This window comes from Pantoea coffeiphila (assembly GCF_016909495.1).
GTDB classification, from domain to species: Bacteria; Pseudomonadota; Gammaproteobacteria; order Enterobacterales; family Enterobacteriaceae; genus Erwinia; species Erwinia coffeiphila.
In genome coordinates, this window is sequence record NZ_JAFBFW010000004.1 from 529,209 (window position 1) to 552,499 (window position 23,291).

A 23,291-nucleotide genomic window follows, 5' to 3' on the forward strand; every position below is an offset into this window, starting at 1 on the left:
ACGCTGGAAACGCGATTGAGTGAGGATCAGGCGCGCAGATTAACGTTAATTGTTTCGTGCATACGACCGTTCGGGATGCGACGAATTTCGTTACTGTTCTGGCGGTCAGCAACTTCCAGGATTTCCTGGTTGTTCACCAGCTCGGCCAGCGTAATGTTGTTCAGGAAGTCGCTGATGCGCTCGCTCAGATCGCGCCACAGTACGTGGGTCAGGCAACGTTCGCCGCCCTGGCAGCCTTCTTTGCCCTGGCATTTGGTGGCGTCAACGGATTCGTCAACGGCAGTAATCACTGCGCCAACCGCGATCGCATCAGAACCTTTACCCAGCAGATAACCACCACCCGGACCACGTACGCTGGCAACCAGACCATGCTTGCGCAGACGAGAGAACAGCTGCTCAAGATAAGAAAGGGAGATGCCCTGACGCTCTGAAATATCAGCTAAAGGTACAGGACCTTCGTGAGAGTGCAGTGCAACATCAAGCATAGCGGTAACAGCATAACGGCCTTTGGATGTCAGTCTCATGGCTTTACGACCTCGGTTATAACCCTGGATGGGTGTTAACAAAATATGGACGCAAGTCTGCCATTCCTGAGTAATTTGGTCAAGTATTTAACCGAGTAAAACACTCAACTATTTAACCAAGTGTTTTACTCAAGTATTAAGCTATTGATTTAAATGAAAACCAATCAATTTTCCCGCTTTTTTTCAAGGGATGAAAGCATGCCACGAAGGATGTTTAGCTCATCTTTTTCCGGGCGGGCACGGGTAAACAGACGACGCATTTTGCTCATAACCTGTCCTGGCGTCGCCTCGCGAATGAAGCCGCTGGCTACCATCATCTTCTCCATATGCTGGTAAAAACGCTCAAGATCGTCCACCAGTGGATAAGGTGATTCGGTGACTTCGGCGGCTTCGGTTTCCTGCGATTGTAGCCAGGCCATGCGCACTTCATAGGTAATCACCTGAACGGCCATCGCCAGATTTAGCGAGCTGTACTCCGGGTTCGCGGCAATCGCCACGTGATAGTGGCATTTTTGCAGCTCTTCATTGGTCAGACCTACGCGTTCACGGCCAAAGACCAGTGCAACCGGCGCTTGCTGCCCCTCTTCCACACTCTTCAGGCCACATTCACGCGGGTCCAGCATCGGCCAGGGCAGCGAACGGGAACGCGCGCTGGTGCCGACAACCAGACTGCAGCCGGCAATCGCTTCATCAAAGGTATCGACGATGGTGGCATTGCCAATCACATCGCTGGCACCGGCAGCCAGAGCGATGGCCTGCGAGTCAGGCTTAACCAGCGGATTGACCAGATAAAGGTTTGTTAAACCCATGGTTTTCATGGCACGGGCTACGGAGCCCATATTGCCGGTGTGGGACGTTTCAACCAGTACGATTCGGATATTTTGCAGCATGAGAGTGTCAGGTGTGAGGAATAATTTAACGATGCTATCATATTTTCAGGACATTTGCCGTTCTCCCTGCTATAGTACGCGCCGTTTTATATCCAACTACTGCGGCGGCCAATAAACCGGCAGGCTGGCGGTAGTAAGAGATACCGTTCTTTAACATCCAGTGAGACGACACTACATGCATCCGATGCTCAACATCGCCGTGCGCGCTGCGCGCAAGGCCGGAAACGTAATTGCTAAGAACTATGAAACCCCGGACGCAGTCGAAGCCAGCCAGAAAGGCAGCAACGACTTCGTGACTAATGTTGACCGCGAAGCGGAACGCCAGATTATCGAGGTGATTCGCAAGTCTTACCCGAAACACACCATTATTACTGAAGAAAGTGGTGAGTTAGCCGGTGAAGACCAGGATATACAGTGGATTATCGACCCTCTGGATGGCACCACCAACTTCATCAAACGCCTGCCTCACTTCTCTGTTTCTATCGCCGTGCGCATTAAAGGCCGCACCGAAGTCGCGGTAGTTTATGACCCAATGCGTAATGAACTGTTCAGCGCCGTTCGCGGCCAGGGCGCACAGCTTAACGGCTACCGCCTGCGCGGCAGCACCGCTCGCGATCTGGATGGCACCATCCTGGCGACCGGTTTCCCGTTCAAGCTGAAGCAGCACGCCACTCCTTATATCAACATCGTCAGCAAACTGTTCACCCAGTGTGCAGATTTCCGCCGTACCGGTTCTGCTGCGCTGGACCTGGCCTACACCGCCGCCGGCCGCGTTGACGGTTATTTCGAAATCGGCCTGAAGCCGTGGGATTTTGCCGCCGGTGAACTGCTGGTTCGTGAAGCCGGTGGTCTGGTCACCGACTTTGTTGGCGCGCATGGCTACATGCTTTCAGGAAACATCGTTGCCGGTAACCCGCGCGTGGTGAAATCAATCCTGGCTAACATCCGTGAAGAGCTGAGCGAAGCGCTGAAGCGTTAATTTTTACCCGTCTCACGAAGGCCGACCTGACGTCGGCCTTTTTTATACCCGCCGCTTAACGGGTAAACAGCGGGCGGATGCCCCCCGAAATATCCGGCTGCGCGCTCAGCCACAGTACGATACCCGCCGCCAGCAGCAGTATCCCTCCGCTCAGCGCAAGGCAGTTCAGCGCGACCTTCTGCCAGCCCGCAGCAGGACGATCCCGGCTCAGACGTAGCGCCAGAATTCGGGAAATTTGTACCAGCAGCGCCATGCCGGAAACGGTCAGCGCCGTCCCCAGCGCCATCGCAATCGCCGACAGTACGCCCCAGCCATATACCCCGATCACCTTCGAGAACAGCAGCATCATGATCGCCCCGGAACACGGGCGCATCCCCATCGACATCACTACCAGACTTTTCGTTTTCCAGCCCACGGCGGCGGCAAGCTGAGCGCTGTCCGGTACATGCTGATGCCCGCAGCCGCAGCTTTCGCTGTGCTGGTGATGGGCTGGCACAATGCGATGAATAGTCATGCCGCCAGTCTTGCCCGAAGTCCGCAGCGTGCGCATCAGCTTCCTGGCCGCACGCCAGCACAGCCATACTCCCAGACCGGCCACCAGCAGATAGCTGCTTTTTTCCAGCCAGTAGCTGCTGAGATGCAGCTGCCGCGAAGAGAGTTTCAGAACCACCAGCATTATCGTGACCAGCGCAATGGCCACGCCGCCCTGCACCACCGCGGCCATCATCGTCAGCTGCAGGCTGGTTTTTACCCGGGTAGGATGCGTGGCCAGGAAGGTAGCGATCACGACTTTGCCATGCCCCGGGCCCAGCGCGTGCAAAACGCCATACAGCAGGCTGAAACCCATCAGCGTCAGCCCCGCCTTTTGAGGATGGCTGGCAACCTGTTGCAGCAGCGCAGTCATCTGCTGGTGCAGATTTTTCTGCCAGAGCACGCTTTGTAACAGGATCTGCGGCCAGAACTGCCACACCAGCAGCGCACAGGCCAACAGTACAATTATCAGCAGATACAGCGGCCACAGCTGCCGCCAGCTGCGTGCCTGCATAGACAGGATATTTACTGACATACCAGCGTTACCGTTTGAGCAAACTGGCGGCCCAAATCCATCTCTTCCGCTGGCGCATCCGCCTTATCCAGCGATAGCGCATACGCCTGCATCGAAGCATCAGGTTTTGGCGTTTTCAGCTCAAAGTGGCACTCTTTCGCCAGTTCATCAGGGATTTTCAACGATTTTTCCGAGTCGTAATACATATCAACAAAGTAGGTTGGGTCAAAAGTGGAGAAGACAAAGCGCTGACCTTTCAGCGGCTGCGGATGCGCCAGCGGCAGCACGAATTCCAGTACAGCCTGGTGGCCCTGCCGCGACAGATGATACTCCGGCGGCAGATTTTCAAATTTCACCGGCTGCTTCTGATGCCAGAACTCGGTGAAGTAGTGCTGGCCCAGCACATTAGCCATCACTTCCGCCGCCAGTTTCTTCCAGATAACCGAACCGGGTTTAGCGTCGGCGGCATCGTAAAGCAGGTCAGCGGAGGTAATTTCATCCATCACCCAGCGCATTCTCAGCCCGGTAATAGTGTCACCCTGGTGGACCAGCGTGGTTTGCATATCAATAAAGCTGTGCGGGTGCGACCACGCCGCCGGTACGGAACCCACAACCAGCATCAGCCCAACAATGTATCTGTTATAACGTAACAAATTCAACCCCATTCCAGGATTTCCCGATTATTTTTGTGACCTGTCTTTAAAAGCGCCGAATAAACGTCTACAGACTCTCCACAGCCGCAGGGAGTCAGGCTAGGATTAACACTAGATACGTTTAGCGGGAGTGCAGATGACGAGTGATTACTCACCAGAAACTTCTGTTTTTTCCCGTCAGCAACGGCGCTGCCACCTCATTTTAATGCTTTGTCTTCCTGAACCTGACGTTACGCTGGACATTTACTGCCAGCTGAACGGAGTAGAAGACGCGGTAGCCCGGCAAGATATAGCGGAGGTTACGCTGGAGATCCAGCGTTATCACCAGCTGATTATCGAACAGGATCAACAGGGGTCACTACGGCTGATCGGCGCACAGCTAAATCAGCGCCTGTGTCTGCTGCACGGTTTACGCCGTGCACTGCGGCTATCGCCTGATTTTGTCTGCCACTATTTCACCCCGAGGATCAAAAACCACCTGCAGCGTAACAAGGTCAGCAAGGCGCTGTATGATGAGCATAATTTACAGGCGCTGATCCAGCACTGTTCCCGGCAGCTTATGCGGGATTTCAACGCGCGCGACCGCCACTTTTTGCAGATATACCTGCAGTACTCCCTCGCCCATGACTGCCTGGTGGACTTTAACCCTGAACAGACAAGCTGGCTGAGTGCCAAAACGGAATACGTACTGGCGCAGGAGATCCTTCGCTGCTGGCATCGGCAGGGTTATCAGCAAACCTCGGCGGATGATGCCATCCCGCTGGCGCTATTGTTTAGCCAGCTGCACATCCCCAGCATCAGCCAGCCGATTGGGGACTATGAAACCCGGCTACTGCTGGCGATTCAACAGCTTATTCTACGTTTTCAGCAGCTATCGGGTATGCAGTTCAGCTGCCATGATGAACTCTGTGCCCAGCTGTTCAGCCATCTGGCGCAGGCGCTGGAGCGTGTACGGTTCACTGTTGGCATCGATCACAGCCTGGTGGAAGACGTGGCGCGTCAGTATCCGCGCCTGCTGCGAACGACCCGTGCCGCCCTGGTTGAGTTCGAACAACAATTCTCGCTGCGATTTTCTGAAGAAGAGCTGGGGCTGACGGCGATTATCTTTGGTGCCTGGCTGATGCAGGAGAACGCCCTGCAGGAAAAGCAGGTCCTGCTGCTGACCGGTTATGACCAGGAACTCGAACGCTGCGTTGAGCAGCAGCTGCGTGAGCTAACGCTGCTGCCGTTGAATATCAAATACCTGACGGTTGACGATTATCAGCGTAACAGTGCACCAAAGGGAATTTCTCTGGTGATCACTCCCTATGTCACCACCCTGCCGCTGTTCTCGCCGCCGCTGATCCACGCAGAGCTGCCGCTGGGCGAGCACCAGCAGCGCAGCATCCGTGCGCTGCTGGAATCCTGACTAACGGATCGTTGGCCGCAGGAACAGAGCCGGCACCACCAGCAGCGCCATCACCCAGAAGACCCCGCCGTGCAGATGCTGGAATAACACGCCGCAGACCATGGTCATAATCGCAATGCCGCCGCCCATCGCCAGCGCTGAGTAAAGAGATTGCAAACGAATAACCTCCGATCCCTCACGGGAAGCAATAAAGCGCATTGCCGCCAGATGACAAACGGTGAAACTGCCGCAGTGAAGGATCTGCGCCACAATCAGCCAGCCCAGATCGGTGGTGGCTGCCATCAGGCTCCAGCGAACAATCGCCGCAATGCCGGAGAGCAGCAGCAGATCGCGGGCGCGCCAGCGGCGAAACAGCCGGTTGCTGGAGGCAAAAATGACAATCTCAGCCACGACGCCCAGCGACCACAAATAACCCACGACGCTGGCCGAATAGCCCGCCTGCTGCCAGTAGATCGCGCTAAAGCCATAATAGGCCGCATGCGCTCCCTGCATCAGCGTCACGCACAGCATAAAGCGCCAGACGGCATTCTCTCGCAGCATCTGCAGCCACACCTGCCAGCCAGCGTGGCTGCCCTGCTTCGAGGTGCCCTGCGGCATCACTGCCGGACGCAGCAGCATCCCGGCCAGCATCGCGCCGCAGCCTGCACACAGCAGCATCAGAATCGCCTGGTAAGAGAATTGATTGACCAGTACACCGGTCAATGCCGAGCTGATAACAAACGCCAGCGATCCCCACAGCCGTACCGGTCCGTAGGGCAGCGCGATTTGCCGCTGCCAGGTGGCAGCCAGCGCATCGCTCAGCGGCACCAGCGGTGAGAACACAAGGTTAAAGCCCACCATCACGAAAAGCAGCCAGAGCCACTGCGAGCCGAAGCAGAATCCCAGGGCGAACAGCAGGGTAATCAGCGCCAGCAGGCGCAGCGCATTGACCAGCTGGGAAGGATTGGTGACGCGGGAGGCAATCAACAGGCTGCCGGTAAAGCGAGCGATCATGCCGCAGCCAAGCAGCAGACCGATCTGCTCAGGCTTCATGCCGCTGCCCTCAAGCCAGACGCCCCAAAATGGCAGGTAGATGCCGTAGGCAAAGAAATAAGTGAAGTAGCCCAGCCCCAGCCAGTACGTCGATCGTATCGTCATGTTCCATCCGACAGAGTAAGTTTCGGCGGTACTCTACACCGTGCGGACAGATAAAAAAATAACGGGACACAAAGTGCCCCGTTATCTGTGCAACGGCTCGCAGTAAAGGAGCTGTTAGCGAATTATGCGTATACCGGGAAGCGGGCGCAGATATCCAGAACCTGCTTCTTCACGCGCTCGCTCACGCCTTCGTCATTGATATTGTCAAGAATATCGCTGATCCAGCCAGCCAGCTCGCGCACTTCAGCTTCTTTGAAACCACGACGGGTTACAGCTGGAGAACCGATGCGGATACCGGAAGTCACGAACGGGCTCTTCGGATCGTTAGGCACGCTGTTTTTGTTGACGGTGATGTTAGCACGGCCCAGAGCGGCGTCGGCTTCTTTACCGGTCAGGTTTTTGTCAACCAGGTCCAGCAGGAACAGGTGGTTATGGGTGCCGCCGGAAACTACGTTGTAGCCACGCTCCAGGAACACTTCAACCATCGCTCGTGCGTTTTTAGCAACCTGCTGCTGGTAGGTTTTGAACTCTGGCTCCATCGCTTCTTTGAACGCCACCGCTTTACCAGCGATAACGTGCATCAGAGGGCCGCCCTGGCCGCCAGGGAATACCGCTGAGTTCAGTTTCTTATACAGATCTTCGTCACCGCCCTGAGCCAGGATCAGACCACCACGAGGACCCGCAAGGGTTTTATGGGTAGTCGAGGTCACGATGTGTGCGTGTGGAACCGGGTTAGGGTAAACGTCAGCAGCGATCAGGCCAGCAACGTGGGCCATATCGACGAACAGGTATGCGCCAACGCTGTCAGCGATTTCACGCATTTTAGCCCAGTCACACACGCCAGAGTATGCGGAGAAGCCGCCTACGATCATTTTCGGCTGGTGCTGTTTAGCCAGTTCGGCCAGCTCGTTGTAGTCGATTTTGCCGGTTTCATCGATACCGTAAGGAATGACTTTATACAGTTTGCCGGACAGGTTAACCGGGGAACCGTGGGTCAGGTGACCACCGTGTGCCAGGTTCATACCCAGAATGGTATCGCCCGGCTGCAGCAGCGCGGTGTAAACCGCGAAGTTCGCCTGTGAACCGGAATGCGGCTGCACGTTGGCATAGTCGGCACCAAACAGCGCTTTAGCACGGTCGATAGCCAGCTGCTCAACGATATCCACGTACTCACAGCCACCGTAGTAGCGTTTACCCGGATACCCTTCGGCATATTTGTTAGTCAGCTGGGACCCCTGAGCCTGCATTACACGTGGGCTGGTATAGTTTTCTGAAGCAATCAGCTCGATGTGCTCTTCCTGACGCACTTTCTCCTGCTCCATCGCCTGCCATAAATCGGCATCGTAATCGGCAATGTTCATATCACGCTTTAACATCTGCATCTCCTGACTCAACTGACTTTTAATAAGGAACTTCGGGGTGTTGGGCAACAGTTTAAACTGTTACCCAGCCGTTGAATAGCGCCATGACCGCCTTTTTGCGCAAACGATTGGCTTCAGAGCCAGCAAGGCTTAGATATCATTTTTGCAAGCAGTTGGTTACGGAGTTTTGCTCATTATCAACTTGCAGCTTGTTCATCAAACCCACGCCATCAGCACGGATAAACAACCCTGATTCTTGAGTGGGTATTTACAATGCAATCTCTCGGCAATTAAATGCATTTGAAATACACGTTATAAGATCAGGGAGTTCACTATGCTAGATAGCCAAACCATTGCCATCGTCAAATCCACCATTCCCGCCATTCTTGAACTCGGACCAAGCCTGACGGCCCACTTTTACGATCGTATGTTCAGCCATAATCCCGAACTGAAAGATATTTTTAATATGAGCAATCAGCGCAACGGCCACCAGCGGGAAGCGCTGTTTAATGCCGTCTGCGCCTATGCCAGCAATATCGATAATCTGGCGGCGCTTGGCCCCGCCGTGGAAAAAATAGCCCAAAAGCATACCAGTTTTGCCATTCGGCCCGATCAGTACAACATTGTCGGTACGCACTTGCTGGCCAGCATTGATGAAATGCTGCATCCGGGTGAAGAGGTTCTTGAGGCCTGGGGCAAAGCCTATGGCGTGCTGGCCGGAATTTTCGTGCAGCGTGAAGAGCAGATTTATGAGCTTTCCGAGCAGAAACCCGGTGGCTGGAGGGGAACGCGAGAATTCGTCATCAGCGAAATCACCCCACAAAGCGCGGTAATCAAAAGTTTTGTGCTGACCCCGGCCGACGGCCAGCCTGTCGCGAGCTATCGCGCGGGGCAGTATCTCGCCTTGTGGGTGGACGATCCTTCATTTGAAAACAAAGAAATTCGTCAGTATTCACTTACCCGCTCTCCCAACGGTAAAAACTATCGCCTTGCCATACGCCATGAAGAGGGCGGAACGATGTCCAGCTGGCTGCATCAGCAGAAAGTGGGCACGCATCTGCGCGTTGCTCCTCCGGCCGGAGATTTCTTCCTCGACGTGAAGCCGGAAACACCGGTTACGCTGATTTCTGCAGGCGTTGGGCTAACGCCTATGCTGGCGATGCTGCATCAGCTGGCGGAGAGCCGACATCCGTCGACGGTGCAGTGGTTTCACGCCGCCGATAACGGCAGCACGCACGCCTTTGCGAAAGAGGTCACGGAAACCGGAGCGCACCTGCCGCGATTTACGCAGCATATCTGGTACAGTCATCCCACAGCTCAGGATAAAGAGAAGTTCAACACGCACGGACTTATCAACCTGTCACCGCTGGAGTCCATGCTCAGCGATCCGGCCATGCAATATTATTTATGTGGGCCGGTAGGCTTTATGGAAGCGGTTGAGCAGCAGCTACAACAGTTGGGCTTTTCGCACGATCGTATTCATTATGAAGTTTTTGGCCCGCACAAAGCGCTGTAACCAACCCTTCTGCCGATCGTGTCGCCAGAAATGAGCAGGGCCTGAATATTCAGGCCCTGTTACGCAAGTGAACGACAGCGATTAAATCGCTTCTTCGTCTTCTTCACCGGTGCGGATACGCACAACGCGCGCCACATCAAACACAAAAATCTTACCGTCGCCGATTTTACCGGTTTGCGCCGTGTTCATAATAGTATCGACGCAGGTATCGACAATATCATCAGCCACAACGATTTCGATTTTCACTTTTGGCAGAAAATCGACCATATATTCAGCACCGCGATACAGCTCGGTGTGGCCTTTCTGACGACCAAAACCTTTTACTTCCGTTACCGTCATACCGGTGATGCCGACTTCCGCCAGCGCTTCGCGCACGTCATCCAGTTTGAACGGCTTAATAATTGCATCGATCTTTTTCATAGCAGACCCTTATTTTTCCCTCCGGTAACGGACGGGTAATCAACGATTAACTTCACCGGACAGGTCACGCGGCGCGGTCTGTCTCTTTTTTCAGGCAGCTAAACTACCATAATTGATAGTGAAAACGGCACTGAAAATTATTCTTTAAAATCGCCAGCGTCCAGTTCATGTCGCGACAACAGTTTATAAAACTCGGTGCGATTGCGCCCCGCCATTCGGGCGGCATTCGTGACATTTCCTTTGGTCATCTGCAGCAGCTTGCGCAGGTAGTTAAGCTCGAACTGATTACGCGCCTCCGCAAATGTGGGCAGTGCGGTATTTTCTCCGGCCAGCGCCTGCTCGACCAGCGCGTCGCCGATGACCGGTGCCGAGGTCAGCGCCACACACTGTTCAATCACATTCACCAGCTGGCGCACATTCCCCGGCCAGCTGGCGGCCATCAGGCGATGCATTGCGTCGCTGGAGAAGCTGCGGACAAACGGTTTGTGCCGCGCGGCCGACTGCTTCAGCAAATGATTGGCCAGCAGCGGAATATCCTCGGCTCGCTCATGCAGTGCGGGGATTTTCAAATTGACCACGTTTAAACGATAGAACAAATCTTCGCGAAACTCTTTTTTCTCCATCGCTTTTGGCAGATCGCGATGGGTGGCGGAGATAATACGTACGTCGATATCCAAATCGCGATTGCTGCCCAGCGGGCGCACTTTGCGCTCCTGCAGCACGCGCAGCAGTTTGACCTGCAGCGCCTGCGGCATATCGCCAATTTCATCGAGGAACAGCGTTCCCCCTTCCGCGGCCTGGAACAGCCCTTCCCGGCTGCTCACCGCCCCGGTAAAAGCCCCTTTCGCATGGCCAAACAGCTCGGACTCCAGCAGTTGCTCCGGCAAGGCACCGCAGTTAATCGCAATAAACGCTTTGCCCGCACGCGGGCTGGCCGCATGGATCGCCTGCGCCAGGATCTCTTTTCCGGTTCCGCTCTGGCCGTTAATCAGCACGCTGACGTCGGAATGCGCCACCATCCGCGCCTGCTCCAGCAGACGCAGCATCAGCGGGCTGCGGGTGACAATATTTTCGCTCCACGACTCGTCCGTCGTTGGCATCCGATGCGCCAGCGCCTCATCAATGGCTTTATATAGCGCATCGCGATCCACCGGCTTGGTCAGGAAGCTGAACACACCCTGTTGCGTAGCGGCAACGGCATCGGGGATAGAACCGTGAGCGGTAAGAATGATAACCGGCATGCCGGGATGACGTTTCTGGATTTCGGCAAACAGCGCCATTCCGTCCATTTCATCCATGCGCAGATCGCTAATCGCCAGATCGATAGTTTCGCGGTCCAGCACCCGCAGCGCTTCCGGGCCACTTTCGGCGGTAGTGACGGCAAAACCTTCACTGCTGAGGCGCATACCGAGGAGTTTAAGCAGGCTGGGGTCGTCATCCACCAGCAGCAGCCGGGCTGATTTTTTTATCATGGCGTTGCATCATCCTCTGATTTATTGCCGGACGATGTTGCGTCGTCCGGTGCGGATTTATCCGCCGCGTGGCTGCTGTCGGTCGCATCAGGCGAGCGGCGTGATGAAAGCTGGCGCTCGATGTCGGTCAGGGAATCCAGCTTGCGTCGGGTCACCGCCAGTTCCTGATTCAGCGCGATGTCCTGCTGGCGCAGCGCATCAAGCTGCGCATCGCTGGTCTGTTGCAGCGTCGCGTAGCGCGTGCGCTCTGCGGATAGTTGCAGCAGCGATCCCTGCCCTTCCCGCCACAGGGTCAGTAACGGGCGTACGGCAGTGGGGTAGTCGTAGCTGTAATCATCAAGCCGCTGCAAATACTGGCGGCGTTCCATGGGCGTGACGTTACCGTTGCTGAGCAGTACGGCCTGTTTAAACCGGCTCTGCCAGTTATCCGCCGGCCAGCGGCGCGCTTCGGCGCGAGCTTCGGCAGGCGACAGGCGCAGGGCACAGTCCATCGTTCGCAGCCAGTAGAGCGGGTTGTTGACCACCTGCGCGGTGTTAAAGGCCCAGATCTGGCCGCAGGAGACCGCCTGGAAATCCACAACGCGGCGTTCAGAATCGCTGAAGGAATCATGCGTCAGATTGCTGTTCTTCTCCGGCGCCTGGCTACAGCCAGATATCAGTGGGATCAGCAGTGACACCGCAGCGAGTTTGCCGGTTCGATCCAGAGACAACAGAGCAGATAAAGGTGAAAAACGCATGACTAGTTATTCCCGGCGGTGGTATTTAATTCGATACGGAAGCAAACATCCGCTTCCTTGCTGTCAACCAGCTGTAAATCACCCTGTAAACGCTGCAGGCAGTCTTTTGCAATACTCAGCCCCAGCCCGCTGCCTTTCACGGCCCCCTTCCGCTGCATGTTGCCCTGGAAGAAAGGTTCAAAGATCATCGCCCGCTCTGCGGTCGGGATAGGCGTGCCGGTGTTGGCAACTTCAATAATTGCCCGGCCTCCCTGCTGGCGGCTGCGGACCCAGATACGGCCTGATTCTGCGCCGTAGTGTACAGCATTGGAATAAAGATTATCGATCGCCCGCAGTAACAATGTCGGCTCGGCACGACAGCTGGCGAGCTGAAGATCGACTTCGGTATGCATCATCTTAGCGCGAGCCGTCAGGTTGTGGCTGGCAACCAGCGTTTCAACCAGCGGCGCCAGCGGCACATCCTCAAGCGGCAGCGGGCCATCGGCTAACTTACGGTTGTAGTCCAGCAGCTGCTCAATCAGCGTTTGCAGGCGACGGCTGCTGTCATTGAGAATGCTGACGACTTCTTTCTGGTCAGCGGTTAAGGGACCCGCTATCTGATCGGCAAGCAGTTCCGTTCCTTCACGCATGCTGGCCAGCGGCGTTTTTAGCTCGTGAGAGATATGGCGCAGAAACTCATGCCGCTGGGACTCAAGCCAGGTCAGCCGCTCGCTCAACCACAATATGCGCTGCCCCAAAGAGCGAATTTCGCGCGGGCCTTTAAACATCAGGTTCTGTTCCAGCTGCTGCCCTTCACCCAGGCGATTAATCATCCGCTCGACGGCTTTCACCGGCCCGATAATCATGCGGGTAAACAACACCACCAGCCCGAGACTGAGCAGGAACAGCGTCAGCGCCTGCCAGCCAAAATACTGACCCCGATCGGCAATTTCACGCTGTAACTGTAGACCGCGCGAGAAGACCACTTCGCGGGTGGTTTGTACCAGTTCAGCGTTGGCGGAAGAAAACGCCTCCAGCTGATCGGCGGCGGCTTTTACCGGCGTGCTGTTGTCGCATTTTATCTGGCTCAGCTGAGTCAGGCTTTGACGCAGCGCCTGGTAAGTGCGGATGTCCGGCAGCACCGGTGCGTGGGCATCAAGCATTTGCGAATAGCGGCTGTGCTGAGTTTGATAGAGCTTTTGCAGCATCGGGTTATCCAGTACACAGTACTGACGATAGCTGCGCTCCAGCTCCAGCGCGGTGCGCGCCATCGCTTCACTGCGCCGCACATCGGTCAGGGTGGTGCGGTTAGTATCCGCAGCGCGATCGCTCAGCGCCGACAGGCTTTCCCAGGCCTGCCATGCCAGCACCAGCAGCGGTAATAACACCAGTAAAAACGCCATCAGCACCAGCTGACGCAGGGATCGTGGAAACAGACGCCATTTCTTCACGGAGAGATCTCTTGTTCAGGTTATCAGTGATGCTAGCGGAGAGTGGGCTGTGAGGAAAGTCAGGCGACGAAATGAAAATGGCCGGTTCACTGAACCGGCCATCGGGCGACGCTGCAGGTGAGCAGCGAGGCTGAATAGGTGGAGCCTAACTCAACGTTGCGTCCGATGTTTGATAACGTCACAGAGTGAACGATTATCGGTGGGGTGGACGACAGGCTCCGTTTTGTGCGTCATTCTGGGCGTTATGGGCACTTGACCGCTTGCGCAGGGCTGTCATAACCAGGTGAATGAGCCGCTGAATAGATTATAGCAATCATCGTGCCAGTTTTTCAAATTATGTTTTAACTTATTATAAAATGGTGATTTTTTATGATGCCGTTCTCTTTTATTCGCGAGCGTTTTGACCAGCCGGTCTGGCTGAGTGTCGCTGAAAAGTAACACTTTTAGCGATGTGCGAATCGTGCCATTTAAATCAATGAGTTAAATGTCGCCGTTTGGAGACAGTGATTTGGGACGATTGTCGGGGAAATGCAACAGTGGGCTGGGGCCGCTGGTTTCGGGGCTGGCGTAGACGGGTTGTCCCTCGTTCACCGTAACGTCAGCAACGTGAATGACAAAAAAGCCACCATCCCAAAGGACAGTGGCTTTTTCAAACCTGCCATTAACCCGCTGATTTACAGCAGGCTACTCACACAGGTATCAGCCCAGCTGCTTACGCGCATTGCGGAAAATACGCATCCACGGGCTGTCCTCGCCCCACTCTGCCGGGTGCCAGGAGTTGCTGACGGTACGGAACACGCGCTCCGGGTGCGGCATCATAATTGTTACGCGACCGCTTTCGTTAGTCACCGCCGTAATGCCGTTTGGAGAACCGTTCGGGTTAGCCGGGTACTGCTGGGTCACGTTGCCGAAGTTATCGACAAAGCGCAGCGCCACCAGACCTTTCTGCTCAAGCTGTGCCAGATGCGCATCGCTGCGCACTTCCACAAAGCCTTCACCGTGCGAAACCGCAATCGGCATACGGGAACCGACCATGCCATCCAGCAGCAGCGACGGGCTGGACGCCACTTCGACCAGGCTGAAGCGGGCTTCAAAACGCTCGGACTGGTTGCGCACAAAGCGCGGCCACTCTTCGCTACCCGGGATCAGCTCACGCAGATTCGACATCATCTGGCAGCCGTTACACACGCCCAGCGCCAGCGTCTGCGGACGATGGAAGAAGGTTTCGAACTCGTCGCGCACGCGGCTGTTGAACAGAATCGATTTCGCCCAGCCTTCACCCGCGCCCAGCACATCGCCGTAGGAGAAGCCGCCGCAGGCAACCAGTGCCTGAACGTCGCTCAGACCACGACGGCCCGCCAGCAGATCGCTCATATGCACGTCAACCGCATCAAATCCGGCACGGTGGAAGGCAGCCGCCATCTCAACGTGGGAGTTAACGCCCTGCTCACGCAGCACGGCAACCTTTGGACGCGCGCCGGTGGCAATAAACGGTGCAGCGATATCTTCTTCTGGTTTGAAGGTCAGTTTGACGTTCAGGCCCGGATCGCTGTTGTCTTTCTTAGCTTCGTGTTCCTGATCGGCACAGGTCGGATTATCACGCAGGCGCTGCATCTGCCAGGTGGTTTCAGCCCACCAGGTACGCAGCGTGGTACGGCTTTCGCTGTACACAGCGGAATCACCGGAGGTGATCACAAAGCGATCGCCCTCTACCGCACGGCCCAGCACGTGAACGCAGTCGCCCAGTCCGTTGGCAGCAAACACCTGCTCAACCGCCGCGCAGTCTGCGGCTGCAACCTGAATGACCGCACCCAGCTCTTCGTTAAACAGCGCAGCCAGGCTATCGCTGCCCAGCGCGGCAATATCTGCCTCAACGCCGCAGTGACCGGTAAAGGCCATTTCTGCCAGCGTTACCAGCAGGCCGCCGTCTGAACGGTCGTGGTAAGCCAGCAGTTTGTCATCGGCCACCAGCGTCTGAATCGCGTTCCAGAACCCGGCCAGCTGTTTCGCATCGCGCACGTCGGCAGGTTTGTCACCCAGCTGGCGATAAACCTGAGACAGTGCCGTTGCGCCCAGCGCGTTAACGCCCTGACCAAGGTCGATCAGCAGCAGGCGGTTATCCACGGTTTGCAGCTGTGGCGTAGCGGTTTTGCGCACGTCTTCCACACGGGCAAAGGCGGTGATCACCAGCGACAGCGGAGAGGTCATCTCGCGCTGCTCGGCACCTTCCTGCCAGCGGGTTTTCATCGACATGGAGTCTTTGCCTACCGGGATAGTGATACCCAGCGCCGGGCACAGCTCTTCACCGACGGCTTTGACTGCTTCATACAGGCCCGCATCTTCACCCGGGTGGCCGGCTGCGGCCATCCAGTTAGCGGAAAGTTTAATACGCGTCAGCGGACCAATCTGGGTCGCTGCGATGTTGGTCAGCGCTTCACCCACGGCCAGACGACCGGAAGCAGCGAAGTCCAGCAGCGCAACCGGCGCACGTTCGCCCAGCGCCATTGCTTCACCGTAGTAACTGTCAAGGCTGGCGGTGGTGATCGCGCTGTTAGCGACCGGGATCTGCCACGGTCCCACCATCTGATCGCGCGCCACCATACCGGTAACGGAACGGTCGCCGATGGTCACGAGGAAGGTTTTCTCCGCAACGGTCGGCAGGTGCAGGACGCGGTTGACCGCATCGGCAATGGAAATGTTGTCGCGAACCAGCGCGTCACCTTTCGCCTTCAGGGTAGCAACATCGCGGGTCATTTTTGGCGTTTTGCCCAGCAGCACGTCCAGCGGCAGATCGATTGGCGTATTGTCGAAATGGCTGTCGGCCAGCGACAGGTGCATCTCTTCGGTAGCTTCGCCGATCACCGCATACGGAGCGCGTTCGCGTTTGCACAGTTCGTCAAACAGTTCGATGCTCTCAGGTGCAACCGCCAGAACATAACGCTCCTGCGATTCGTTACACCAGACTTCCAGCGGACTCATGCCCGGTTCGTCATTGAGGATATCGCGCAGATTGAAACGACCACCGCGCTCGCCGTCGCTGACCAGTTCCGGCATGGCGTTGGACAGACCGCCCGCGCCGACGTCGTGGATAAACAGAATCGGGTTGGCTTCACCCATCTGCCAGCAGCGGTCGATCACTTCCTGGCAGCGGCGTTCCATTTCCGGGTTGTCGCGCTGTACAGAGGCGAAGTCGAGGTCGGCATCGGACTGGCCGGAAGCCATAGATGACGCAGCACCGCCACCCAGACCGATATTCATCGCCGGGCCACCCAGTACGATCAGCTTGGCACCCACGGTGATTTCGCCTTTCTGCACGTGATCGGCACGGATGTTACCAATACCACCGGCCAGCATGATCGGCTTGTGGTAGCCGCGCAGCTCTTCGCCGTTGTGGCTGTTAACGCGCTCTTCATAGGTACGGAAGTAGCCGTTCAGCGCCGGGCGACCAAATTCGTTGTTAAACGCCGCGCCGCCCAGAGGGCCTTCGGTCATGATGTCCAGCGCGGTAACGATACGATCCGGCTTGCCGAAATCCTCTTCCCACGGCTGTTCAAAGCCCGGGATACGCAGGTTAGAAACGGAGAAACCGACCAGGCCAGCTTTTGGCTTCGCGCCGCGCCCGGTTGCGCCCTCATCACGGATTTCGCCACCGGAACCGGTCGCCGCACCCGGCCACGGAGAAATCGCCGTCGGGTGGTTATGGGTTTCTACCTTCATCAGGATGTGCGTGTCTTCCTGATGGAAGTCATAGGCACCCTGACGGTCAGCGTAGAAACGGCCGACCTGAGAACCTTCCATCACCGCGGCATTGTCTTTATAGGCAGACAGCACGTGGTCCGGGGTCTTCTCGAAGGTATTTTTGATCATCTTGAACAGCGACTTCGGCTGCTGCTCACCGTCAATCACCCAGTCGGCGTTGAAAATTTTGTGACGGCAGTGCTCGGAGTTTGCCTGGGCAAACATATAGAGCTCGATGTCGTTCGGGTTGCGCCCCAGTTTTTCAAACGCGGCCAGCAGGTAGTCGATCTCATCCTCGGCCAGTGCCAGGCCCAGCTTGATATTGGCCTGAACCAGCGCATCACGACCTTCACCCAGCACGTCCACGCTCTGTACCGGCGCGGGCTGATGGTGTGCGAACAGCTGCTCGGCCTGATTCAGATCCGTAAACACGGTTTCCATCATGCGATCGTGCAGCAGAGCGGCCAAAGCCCCCCACTGTGCATCGGTCAGCTGTGGAGCCTGAATATAGAAGGCCAGGCCGCGCTCAAGGCGCAGAACCTGCGGCAGGTCGCAGTTGTGGGCAATATCGGTCGCTTTGGATGACCACGGGGAGATCGTGCCGGGACGCGGGGTCACCAGCAGCAGGCGGCCTTCCGGGGTATGCTCAGCGAGAGAAGGACCGTATTTCAGCAGGCGCTGCAGGCGCGCTTTCGCATCCGCATCAAGCGGCGCGCTGACATCGGCGAAATGGACGTACTCGGCGTAAATATCACTCACCGGCAGGTGAGCGTCCTGAAAGCGGGTCAGCAGTTTGTTAATACGAAATGCCGACAGGGCGGGCGAACCACGCAGAATTTCCATCATTAAAGATCTCTCGTCTCGAAGCGCCGGGCGACGCTTCATTGGGCGCAACAGGGAAAACGGGCGCTATTATAGAGAATCCCCACCGGTTACGAAACCGTTTGCGCAGAATTAATCGACATCCAGAATTGGCTGAAAATTACACGATTCAGGTTGATTTAAGTTGCGATGCCACGCGGACTTGAGCAAAATGCCCCACGCTCAGGAGCAATTATAGCCAATAAATACTGCCGTAAAAGACAGATACCTGAGAGCTACCGAGAGATAACTATTTGAAACGCCTAAAATTAAATTACCTGCTCATCGGGCTGGTTATGGTGCTGCTCGCGCTTGCACTGTGGCCGTCGATACCCTGGTACGGCGGTGCAACTGACCGCATCGCGCAGATAAAATCGCGAGGAGTTTTACGTGTGAGCACGATAAATTCTCCTTTGACTTATTACACCGTCAATAAATCACCGGCCGGTATGGACTACGAGCTGGCAAAACGCTTTGCCGATTATCTCGGCGTGAAGCTGGAAGTAACCGTGCGCCCGAACCTGAGCGATCTGTTTGACGATCTGGAAGATGACAAAGCTGATGTGCTGGCGGCCGGTTTAATTTACAACAATGAGCGTCTGGCACATTTTCGCGCCGGTCCGACCTACTATTCCGTTTCGCAGCAGCTGGTGTACCGCATCGGCGCAGCCAGACCGAAGAATCTCGGGGATCTGAAAGGACGGCTGATCGTCGCATCCGGCTCAGCCTATCTTTCCACCCTGCGCGGTTCGAAAGAAAATCAGTACCCGGACCTCGACTGGGCGATCTCCACCGATCAAACGCCGCAGACGCTGCTGCAGGCGGTTGCCGATGGCAAAATCGATTATACGGTGGGCGATTCGGTCACTATTGGCCTGATGCAGCGTATCCATCCGCAGCTGGCGGTGGCGTTTGATATCACCGATGAAGAGCCCGTCACCTGGTATATCCAGCGGGAACAGGACGACAGCCTGAATGCGGCGATGCTCGACTTCTACAACGAGATGGGTGAAGAAGGTGCGATGGCGCGGCTGGATGAGAAGTATCTCGGCCACGTCGGTACTTTTGACTATGTTGATACCCGGACATTCCTGCGTGCCATTGACGGCACGCTACCGGCGATCCAGCCGCTGTTTGAAAAATATGCGCAGAGCATCGACTGGCGACTGCTGGCGGCAATCTCTTACCAGGAATCACACTGGAATCCCCAGGCTACCTCGCCAACCGGCGTGCGCGGGATGATGATGTTAACGCGTAACACCGCAGACAGCCTGAACGTGACGGACCGGACCGATCCCGAGCAAAGCGTGCGCGGCGGCAGCGAGTATTTGGTAAAGATGATGGAGAAAGTGCCTGCGGGGATCCCGGATGATGAACGCATCTGGTTCGCCCTCGCCGCTTACAATATGGGCTACGCCCATATGCTGGATGCACGCAAGCTGACGGAAAAACAGCAGGGTAATCCTGACAGCTGGGCAGATGTAAAGCTGCGTCTGCCGATGTTAAGCCAGAAGCGTTACTACAGCCAGACCACCTATGGCTATGCGCGCGGGCACGAAGCCTACGCGTATGTCGAGAATATTCGTAAGTATCAGATAAGCCTGGTGGGATACCTGGAAGATCAGGAAAGAAAGCTAGCGCAGAAGGCCGCAACCGAGGCCGAGTTGGGTAACGCCTACCCTGCCGTTCCGCCACAGCTGGCGATGAACTGAGGCTAAATCGCCTTCCCCGCCTGACGCTGCGCTTTTTTCTCCGCGCGCCGATGGCGGAAAAAGTCGCTCAGCATCGCCGCACACTCCGTCGCAAGAATGCCTTCTTCTATTTGCACCTGATGGTTCATGCCGGGATGCCCCAGCACATCAAGCAGTGAGCCTGCTGCCCCGGTTTTTCCATCACGTGCGCCAAAAACCAGTCTGCCGATGCGGCTGTGAACCATCGCCCCCGCGCACATCACGCACGGCTCCAGCGTTACGTACAGCGTAGTGTTAAGCAGCCGGTAATTTTCAATGACTTTACCCCCCTGCCGCAGCGCCATGATTTCCGCATGCGCGGTAGGATCGTGATGACCGATTGGCCTGTTCCAGCCTTCGCCGATCGCCCGCCCTTCATGGACCAGCACCGCACCTACCGGAACTTCGCCTTCGTCCCAGGCACGGCGGGCCAGCATCAGCGCGTGGCGCATCCAGTATTCATCATTATTGTCGCTCACCTGAGTCTCCAGCGGAAAAAAAGCGCGACATTATACACTGATTACGCCCGACAGACCGCGCTTATTCCAGCTGTTGCAGCTCTCCCACGGGGGTTACGCGGAAACGATGCTGACAGAAGAACAGTAATGGGTTGTCCTGATTACTGTCACTGTACCCACTGTAGAGCTGGAGCGGCGTGCCGATCTGCTCCTCCAGCTGCGCGACTTTCTCGTGCCCCAGGCAGCGAAGCGCCAGCACCCGTCCGCCCCTGGCACGGGACATCTGGCTGGCGATCAGTTTAACCTTCGGCAGAAACGCGGAATCGAAATACACCTGCTCCACCAGCGGCTGCGGCGAACCGGTGATTAACCAGACGTCGGCATCATCGCTATTGAGGTAGTCCGTCAGGCGCTGCTGTACCACCGGAAAAGCCTTCACGCGCTGGCGAAACCAGCGGGCGAACTCATTTTCCCGCTGTAGCAGGCGCTGCTCGCTGTGCCCGAAGGTAATGGACCACAGCAGCAGGCTCATTGGCCAGCGCGCAGCGCGACCGCGAAGTAACAGGCCCGCAGCCACCACCGGCAGCAGCGGTAAAACCAGCAGCAGATTTAATGGCTGACGACGCAGCATCCAGCGCATATAGGTACCAAACATATCCTGCTGGTGCAGCGTACCGTCGAGATCGAAAAAAATAACGCGTCGTTCCTGACTGGTTGTCAAACCTTACTCCTCGCAGTCAATGAATCTTATAAAATGGGTGAAGAGGAAGCTGTTGCTCAGCCTCATCGATCGGCCCGTTACTCACGTTCTTCGCCGTCTGGCTTCGTTCACCAACAGCAAAGCACGCTACACCCGTAGCGTACAGAGAATAAGTGTAGTCAGAAGTGAGTGAAGAACTCGCTTTTAGCGCTCGTTAAGCGCGGCGCGAAGAAAACCACCGTGCCTGGCAAGCCGCTCGCGCGCCTCGGAGCCTGGCAGATCGGCCAGGATCATCAGAATGGCCGTTTTAACTTCATAGTCGACCTGTCCCAACGCCTCATCGGCCTGCTGCTGCGTGCAACCGGTAGCTTCGCATACCATTCGGTGCGCGCGATCCACCAGTTTGATATTGGTGGCTTTCATATCGACCATCAGGTTTTGCCAGACCTTGCCGATTTTCACCATCGCACCGGTGGAGATCATATTCAGTACCAGCTTTTGTGCGGTACCGGACTTCAGACGGGTTGACCCGGTTAGCGCTTCCGGTCCTACCACTGGCGAAATAGCAATTTCGGCTTCGCAGGCAATTGGCGATCCGGGATTGCAGGAAATAGCTGCCGTGCGACATCCGTGCTGGCGGGCATAGCGTAGCGCACCGATGACGTAAGGCGTACGGCCGGAAGCGGCCAGACCGATCACCATATCATTGGGGCTGAGCTCCAGCCCCTGCAAATCGCGGACGCCCAGTTGTTCATCGTCTTCAGCGCCCTCAACGGCCTTAAACATCGCACCTGGCCCACCAGCAATCAAACCAATCACCAGATCGTGTGATACACCAAAGGTCGGCGGGCATTCGGATGCATCCAGCACGCCAAGGCGGCCGCTTGTACCTGCTCCCATATAGATGATGCGACCACCGGCAGACAGTGCGGCGGCGGCGGCGTCAACGGCCTTTGCTACCTGCGGCAGAGTCAGGCTTACCGCCGCAGCCACGGTGGCATCCTGCTGGTTAAACTTGCTGACCATCTCCAGCGTTGACAGGCTGTCGAGGTCAAGAGTGTCCGCATTGCGGGTTTCTGACACCAGTGAACCCAGATCCATTCTTTCCCCTTGACTGAATTTTTAATTCGAACAGATATTTCATTTGTTGAATATTTTATTCAAAATAAACCGTTTTTACACTAAGATCATTGTAAACGTTAGTAGAACGACGAGAAGCAGAAAAATCCGGCACGCTTACCGGCTCGCCCGAAGCGCGCTGAATTTTGGCCCGCTAAAGCATGGAAACTGCTAATCAGTAGGTTAGACTTTGCGTCATGCCTGTTATCATTGCTGCCAATTCAACGTGATGAATTCGAATTGGCAAGAGGAAAAGAGATGAGTTCACTGCTGCGTATTCGTCAGCTGTATCCCAGCCTGGCACTCAATGAGCGCCGCCTGGCTGACTACCTGCTGTCGCAGCCGGACCGCGCGCGTCACCTGAGTTCACAAAAGCTGGCGGATGAATCCGGCGTCAGCCAGTCGAGTGTCGTTAAGTTTGCCCAAAAGCTGGGCTACAAAGGCTTCCCTGCGCTGAAACTGGCACTCAGTGAGTCGCTGGCGGACAAAGACGCGATTACCGTGCATAACCTGATTCTCAGCGACGACCCCCTTAAAACCGTGGGCGAGAAGCTGTTTACGGAAAAGATGTCAGCCATCCGCGCCACACTGGATATCAACAGTGAAGAGATGCTGCTGGAGACGCTGCGCCTGCTGCGAAACGCGAAGCGTATTGTTCTGGTGGGTATTGGCGCTTCCGGTTTAGTGGCAAAAGATTTTTCGTGGAAGCTGATGAAGATTGGTATCAGCGCGGTTGCAGAGCAGGATATGCATGCGTTGTTGGCCAGCGTGCAGGCAATGAGCCCCGGCGATGTGCTGCTGGCGATCTCCTACACCGGCGAGCGCCGGGAAATCAACCTGGCGGCTCAGGAAGCACAACGTATTGGCGCCACGGTGCTGGCTTTTACTGGCTTTACGCCGAATACGCTGCAACAGGCTGCGTCGCACTGTCTCTATACTGTGGCAGAGGAGCAAACCACCCGCAGTGCCGCGATATCTTCAACTATGGCGCAGCTGGCACTTACCGATCTGCTGTTTATGGCACTGATCCAGCGCGATCCTGAACGTGCAACCAGCCATATCCGGCACAGTGAGGCGCTGGTTAAGAAGTTGACTTGATGATGGCCGTCAGAA

The 23,291-nt window shown here is 56.2% G+C and carries 19 protein-coding genes; 5 read left to right on the top strand and 14 right to left on the bottom strand.

What is annotated here, in order from left to right:
* Window positions 1-26: 26 nt before the first annotated feature.
* Both iscR and trmJ read right to left on the bottom strand, forming a co-directional pair.
* Window positions 27-524, bottom strand: coding sequence for a Fe-S cluster assembly transcriptional regulator IscR (gene iscR, locus JOE09_RS15870; RefSeq protein WP_205066446.1), 498 nt, complete (start codon window positions 522-524; stop codon window positions 27-29).
* A gap of 164 nt (window positions 525-688) precedes the next feature.
* Complete coding sequence (trmJ, locus tag JOE09_RS15875) at window positions 689-1,414, bottom strand: tRNA (cytosine(32)/uridine(32)-2'-O)-methyltransferase TrmJ (protein WP_105593212.1); 726 nt, start codon at window positions 1,412-1,414, stop codon at window positions 689-691.
* Window positions 1,415-1,589: 175 nt separating this feature from the next.
* Here trmJ and suhB point away from each other — a divergent pair, with 175 nt between their 5' ends.
* On the top strand, window positions 1,590-2,393 hold the full coding sequence (suhB, locus tag JOE09_RS15880; protein WP_105593211.1) for an inositol-1-monophosphatase: 804 nt from the start codon (window positions 1,590-1,592) through the stop codon (window positions 2,391-2,393).
* A gap of 55 nt (window positions 2,394-2,448) precedes the next feature.
* Here the strand turns inward: suhB and JOE09_RS15885 are convergent, their stop codons facing one another.
* Window positions 2,449-3,459, bottom strand: a complete 1,011-nt coding sequence (locus JOE09_RS15885; RefSeq protein ID WP_205066447.1) for a nickel/cobalt transporter — start codon at window positions 3,457-3,459, stop codon at window positions 2,449-2,451.
* Window positions 3,450-4,058, bottom strand: a complete 609-nt coding sequence (locus JOE09_RS15890; protein WP_239553137.1) for a DUF1007 family protein — start codon at window positions 4,056-4,058, stop codon at window positions 3,450-3,452. Before JOE09_RS15890 ends, JOE09_RS15885 begins: the two co-directional genes overlap by 10 nt.
* A gap of 169 nt (window positions 4,059-4,227) precedes the next feature.
* On the opposite strand from JOE09_RS15890, the gene csiE reads away from it, so the two are divergent.
* On the top strand, window positions 4,228-5,499 hold the full coding sequence (csiE, locus tag JOE09_RS15895) for a stationary phase inducible protein CsiE (protein ID WP_205066449.1): 1,272 nt from the start codon (window positions 4,228-4,230) through the stop codon (window positions 5,497-5,499).
* Here csiE and JOE09_RS15900 read toward each other — a convergent pair whose 3' ends face one another.
* Window positions 5,500-6,636, bottom strand: coding sequence for a 3-phenylpropionate MFS transporter (locus tag JOE09_RS15900; RefSeq protein ID WP_205066450.1), 1,137 nt, complete (start codon window positions 6,634-6,636; stop codon window positions 5,500-5,502).
* 122 nt (window positions 6,637-6,758) lie between these two features.
* On the bottom strand, window positions 6,759-8,012 hold the full coding sequence (gene glyA, locus JOE09_RS15905) for a serine hydroxymethyltransferase (RefSeq protein WP_105593206.1): 1,254 nt from the start codon (window positions 8,010-8,012) through the stop codon (window positions 6,759-6,761).
* A gap of 319 nt (window positions 8,013-8,331) precedes the next feature.
* Here glyA and hmpA point away from each other — a divergent pair, with 319 nt between their 5' ends.
* Window positions 8,332-9,513: an NO-inducible flavohemoprotein gene (gene hmpA, locus JOE09_RS15910; RefSeq protein ID WP_205066451.1), complete on the top strand. Its 1,182-nt coding sequence runs from the start codon at window positions 8,332-8,334 to the stop codon at window positions 9,511-9,513.
* An 81-nt stretch (window positions 9,514-9,594) separates the two neighbouring features.
* On the opposite strand, the gene glnB is transcribed toward hmpA, so the two are convergent.
* The 5 genes from glnB to purL all read right to left on the bottom strand — a co-directional run bounded on the left by glnB (window position 9,595) and on the right by purL (window position 18,156).
* Entirely contained in the window at window positions 9,595-9,933 is a 339-nt protein-coding gene (glnB, locus tag JOE09_RS15915; protein ID WP_056238873.1) for a nitrogen regulatory protein P-II, read from the bottom strand.
* A gap of 137 nt (window positions 9,934-10,070) precedes the next feature.
* Complete coding sequence (gene glrR, locus JOE09_RS15920) at window positions 10,071-11,405, bottom strand: two-component system response regulator GlrR (protein ID WP_205066452.1); 1,335 nt, start codon at window positions 11,403-11,405, stop codon at window positions 10,071-10,073.
* On the bottom strand, window positions 11,402-12,142 hold the full coding sequence (qseG, locus tag JOE09_RS15925) for a two-component system QseEF-associated lipoprotein QseG (RefSeq protein ID WP_205066453.1): 741 nt from the start codon (window positions 12,140-12,142) through the stop codon (window positions 11,402-11,404). The genes glrR and qseG overlap by 4 nt, the downstream gene beginning before the upstream one ends.
* A 2-nt stretch (window positions 12,143-12,144) precedes the next feature.
* On the bottom strand, window positions 12,145-13,572 hold the full coding sequence (locus JOE09_RS15930; RefSeq protein ID WP_205066454.1) for an ATP-binding protein: 1,428 nt from the start codon (window positions 13,570-13,572) through the stop codon (window positions 12,145-12,147).
* Window positions 13,573-14,271: 699 nt separating this feature from the next.
* Window positions 14,272-18,156, bottom strand: coding sequence for a phosphoribosylformylglycinamidine synthase (gene purL, locus JOE09_RS15935; RefSeq protein WP_205066455.1), 3,885 nt, complete (start codon window positions 18,154-18,156; stop codon window positions 14,272-14,274).
* A gap of 269 nt (window positions 18,157-18,425) precedes the next feature.
* On the opposite strand from purL, the gene mltF reads away from it, so the two are divergent.
* Window positions 18,426-19,883: a membrane-bound lytic murein transglycosylase MltF gene (gene mltF, locus JOE09_RS15940; RefSeq protein WP_105593200.1), complete on the top strand. Its 1,458-nt coding sequence runs from the start codon at window positions 18,426-18,428 to the stop codon at window positions 19,881-19,883.
* A gap of 2 nt (window positions 19,884-19,885) precedes the next feature.
* Here mltF and tadA read toward each other — a convergent pair whose 3' ends face one another.
* The 3 genes from tadA to murQ form a co-directional block, all read right to left on the bottom strand.
* Complete coding sequence (gene tadA, locus JOE09_RS15945; protein WP_200561591.1) at window positions 19,886-20,380, bottom strand: tRNA adenosine(34) deaminase TadA; 495 nt, start codon at window positions 20,378-20,380, stop codon at window positions 19,886-19,888.
* Between the two features lie 61 nt (window positions 20,381-20,441).
* Complete coding sequence (yfhb, locus tag JOE09_RS15950) at window positions 20,442-21,080, bottom strand: phosphatidylglycerophosphatase C (RefSeq protein ID WP_205066456.1); 639 nt, start codon at window positions 21,078-21,080, stop codon at window positions 20,442-20,444.
* 183 nt (window positions 21,081-21,263) lie between these two features.
* Window positions 21,264-22,160 (bottom strand): N-acetylmuramic acid 6-phosphate etherase, encoded by an 897-nt coding sequence (gene murQ, locus JOE09_RS15955; RefSeq protein WP_205066457.1) that lies wholly within the window; start codon window positions 22,158-22,160, stop codon window positions 21,264-21,266.
* Between the two features lie 276 nt (window positions 22,161-22,436).
* On the opposite strand from murQ, the gene JOE09_RS15960 reads away from it, so the two are divergent.
* Entirely contained in the window at window positions 22,437-23,276 is an 840-nt protein-coding gene (locus JOE09_RS15960; RefSeq protein WP_105593196.1) for a MurR/RpiR family transcriptional regulator, read from the top strand.
* The last annotated feature ends 15 nt before the right edge of the window (window positions 23,277-23,291 follow it).

Excerpts from the sequence above, each read along its gene's own strand:
- iscR (WP_205066446.1), bottom strand. The coding sequence starts at position 524 with ATGAGACTGACATCCAAAGGCCGTTATGCTGTTACCGCTATGCTTGAT.
- trmJ (WP_105593212.1), bottom strand. The coding sequence starts at position 1,414 with ATGCTGCAAAATATCCGAATCGTACTGGTTGAAACGTCCCACACCGGC.
- suhB (WP_105593211.1), top strand. The coding sequence starts at position 1,590 with ATGCATCCGATGCTCAACATCGCCGTGCGCGCTGCGCGCAAGGCCGGA.
- JOE09_RS15885 (WP_205066447.1), bottom strand. The coding sequence starts at position 3,459 with ATGTCAGTAAATATCCTGTCTATGCAGGCACGCAGCTGGCGGCAGCTG.
- JOE09_RS15890 (WP_239553137.1), bottom strand. The coding sequence starts at position 4,058 with ATGCTGGTTGTGGGTTCCGTACCGGCGGCGTGGTCGCACCCGCACAGC.
- csiE (WP_205066449.1), top strand. The coding sequence starts at position 4,228 with ATGACGAGTGATTACTCACCAGAAACTTCTGTTTTTTCCCGTCAGCAA.
- JOE09_RS15900 (WP_205066450.1), bottom strand. The coding sequence starts at position 6,636 with ATGACGATACGATCGACGTACTGGCTGGGGCTGGGCTACTTCACTTAT.
- glyA (WP_105593206.1), bottom strand. The coding sequence starts at position 8,012 with ATGTTAAAGCGTGATATGAACATTGCCGATTACGATGCCGATTTATGG.
- hmpA (WP_205066451.1), top strand. The coding sequence starts at position 8,332 with ATGCTAGATAGCCAAACCATTGCCATCGTCAAATCCACCATTCCCGCC.
- glnB (WP_056238873.1), bottom strand. The coding sequence starts at position 9,933 with ATGAAAAAGATCGATGCAATTATTAAGCCGTTCAAACTGGATGACGTG.
- glrR (WP_205066452.1), bottom strand. The coding sequence starts at position 11,405 with ATGATAAAAAAATCAGCCCGGCTGCTGCTGGTGGATGACGACCCCAGC.
- qseG (WP_205066453.1), bottom strand. The coding sequence starts at position 12,142 with ATGCGTTTTTCACCTTTATCTGCTCTGTTGTCTCTGGATCGAACCGGC.
- purL (WP_205066455.1), bottom strand. The coding sequence starts at position 18,156 with ATGATGGAAATTCTGCGTGGTTCGCCCGCCCTGTCGGCATTTCGTATT.
- murQ (WP_205066457.1), bottom strand. The coding sequence starts at position 22,160 with ATGGATCTGGGTTCACTGGTGTCAGAAACCCGCAATGCGGACACTCTT.
- JOE09_RS15960 (WP_105593196.1), top strand. The coding sequence starts at position 22,437 with ATGAGTTCACTGCTGCGTATTCGTCAGCTGTATCCCAGCCTGGCACTC.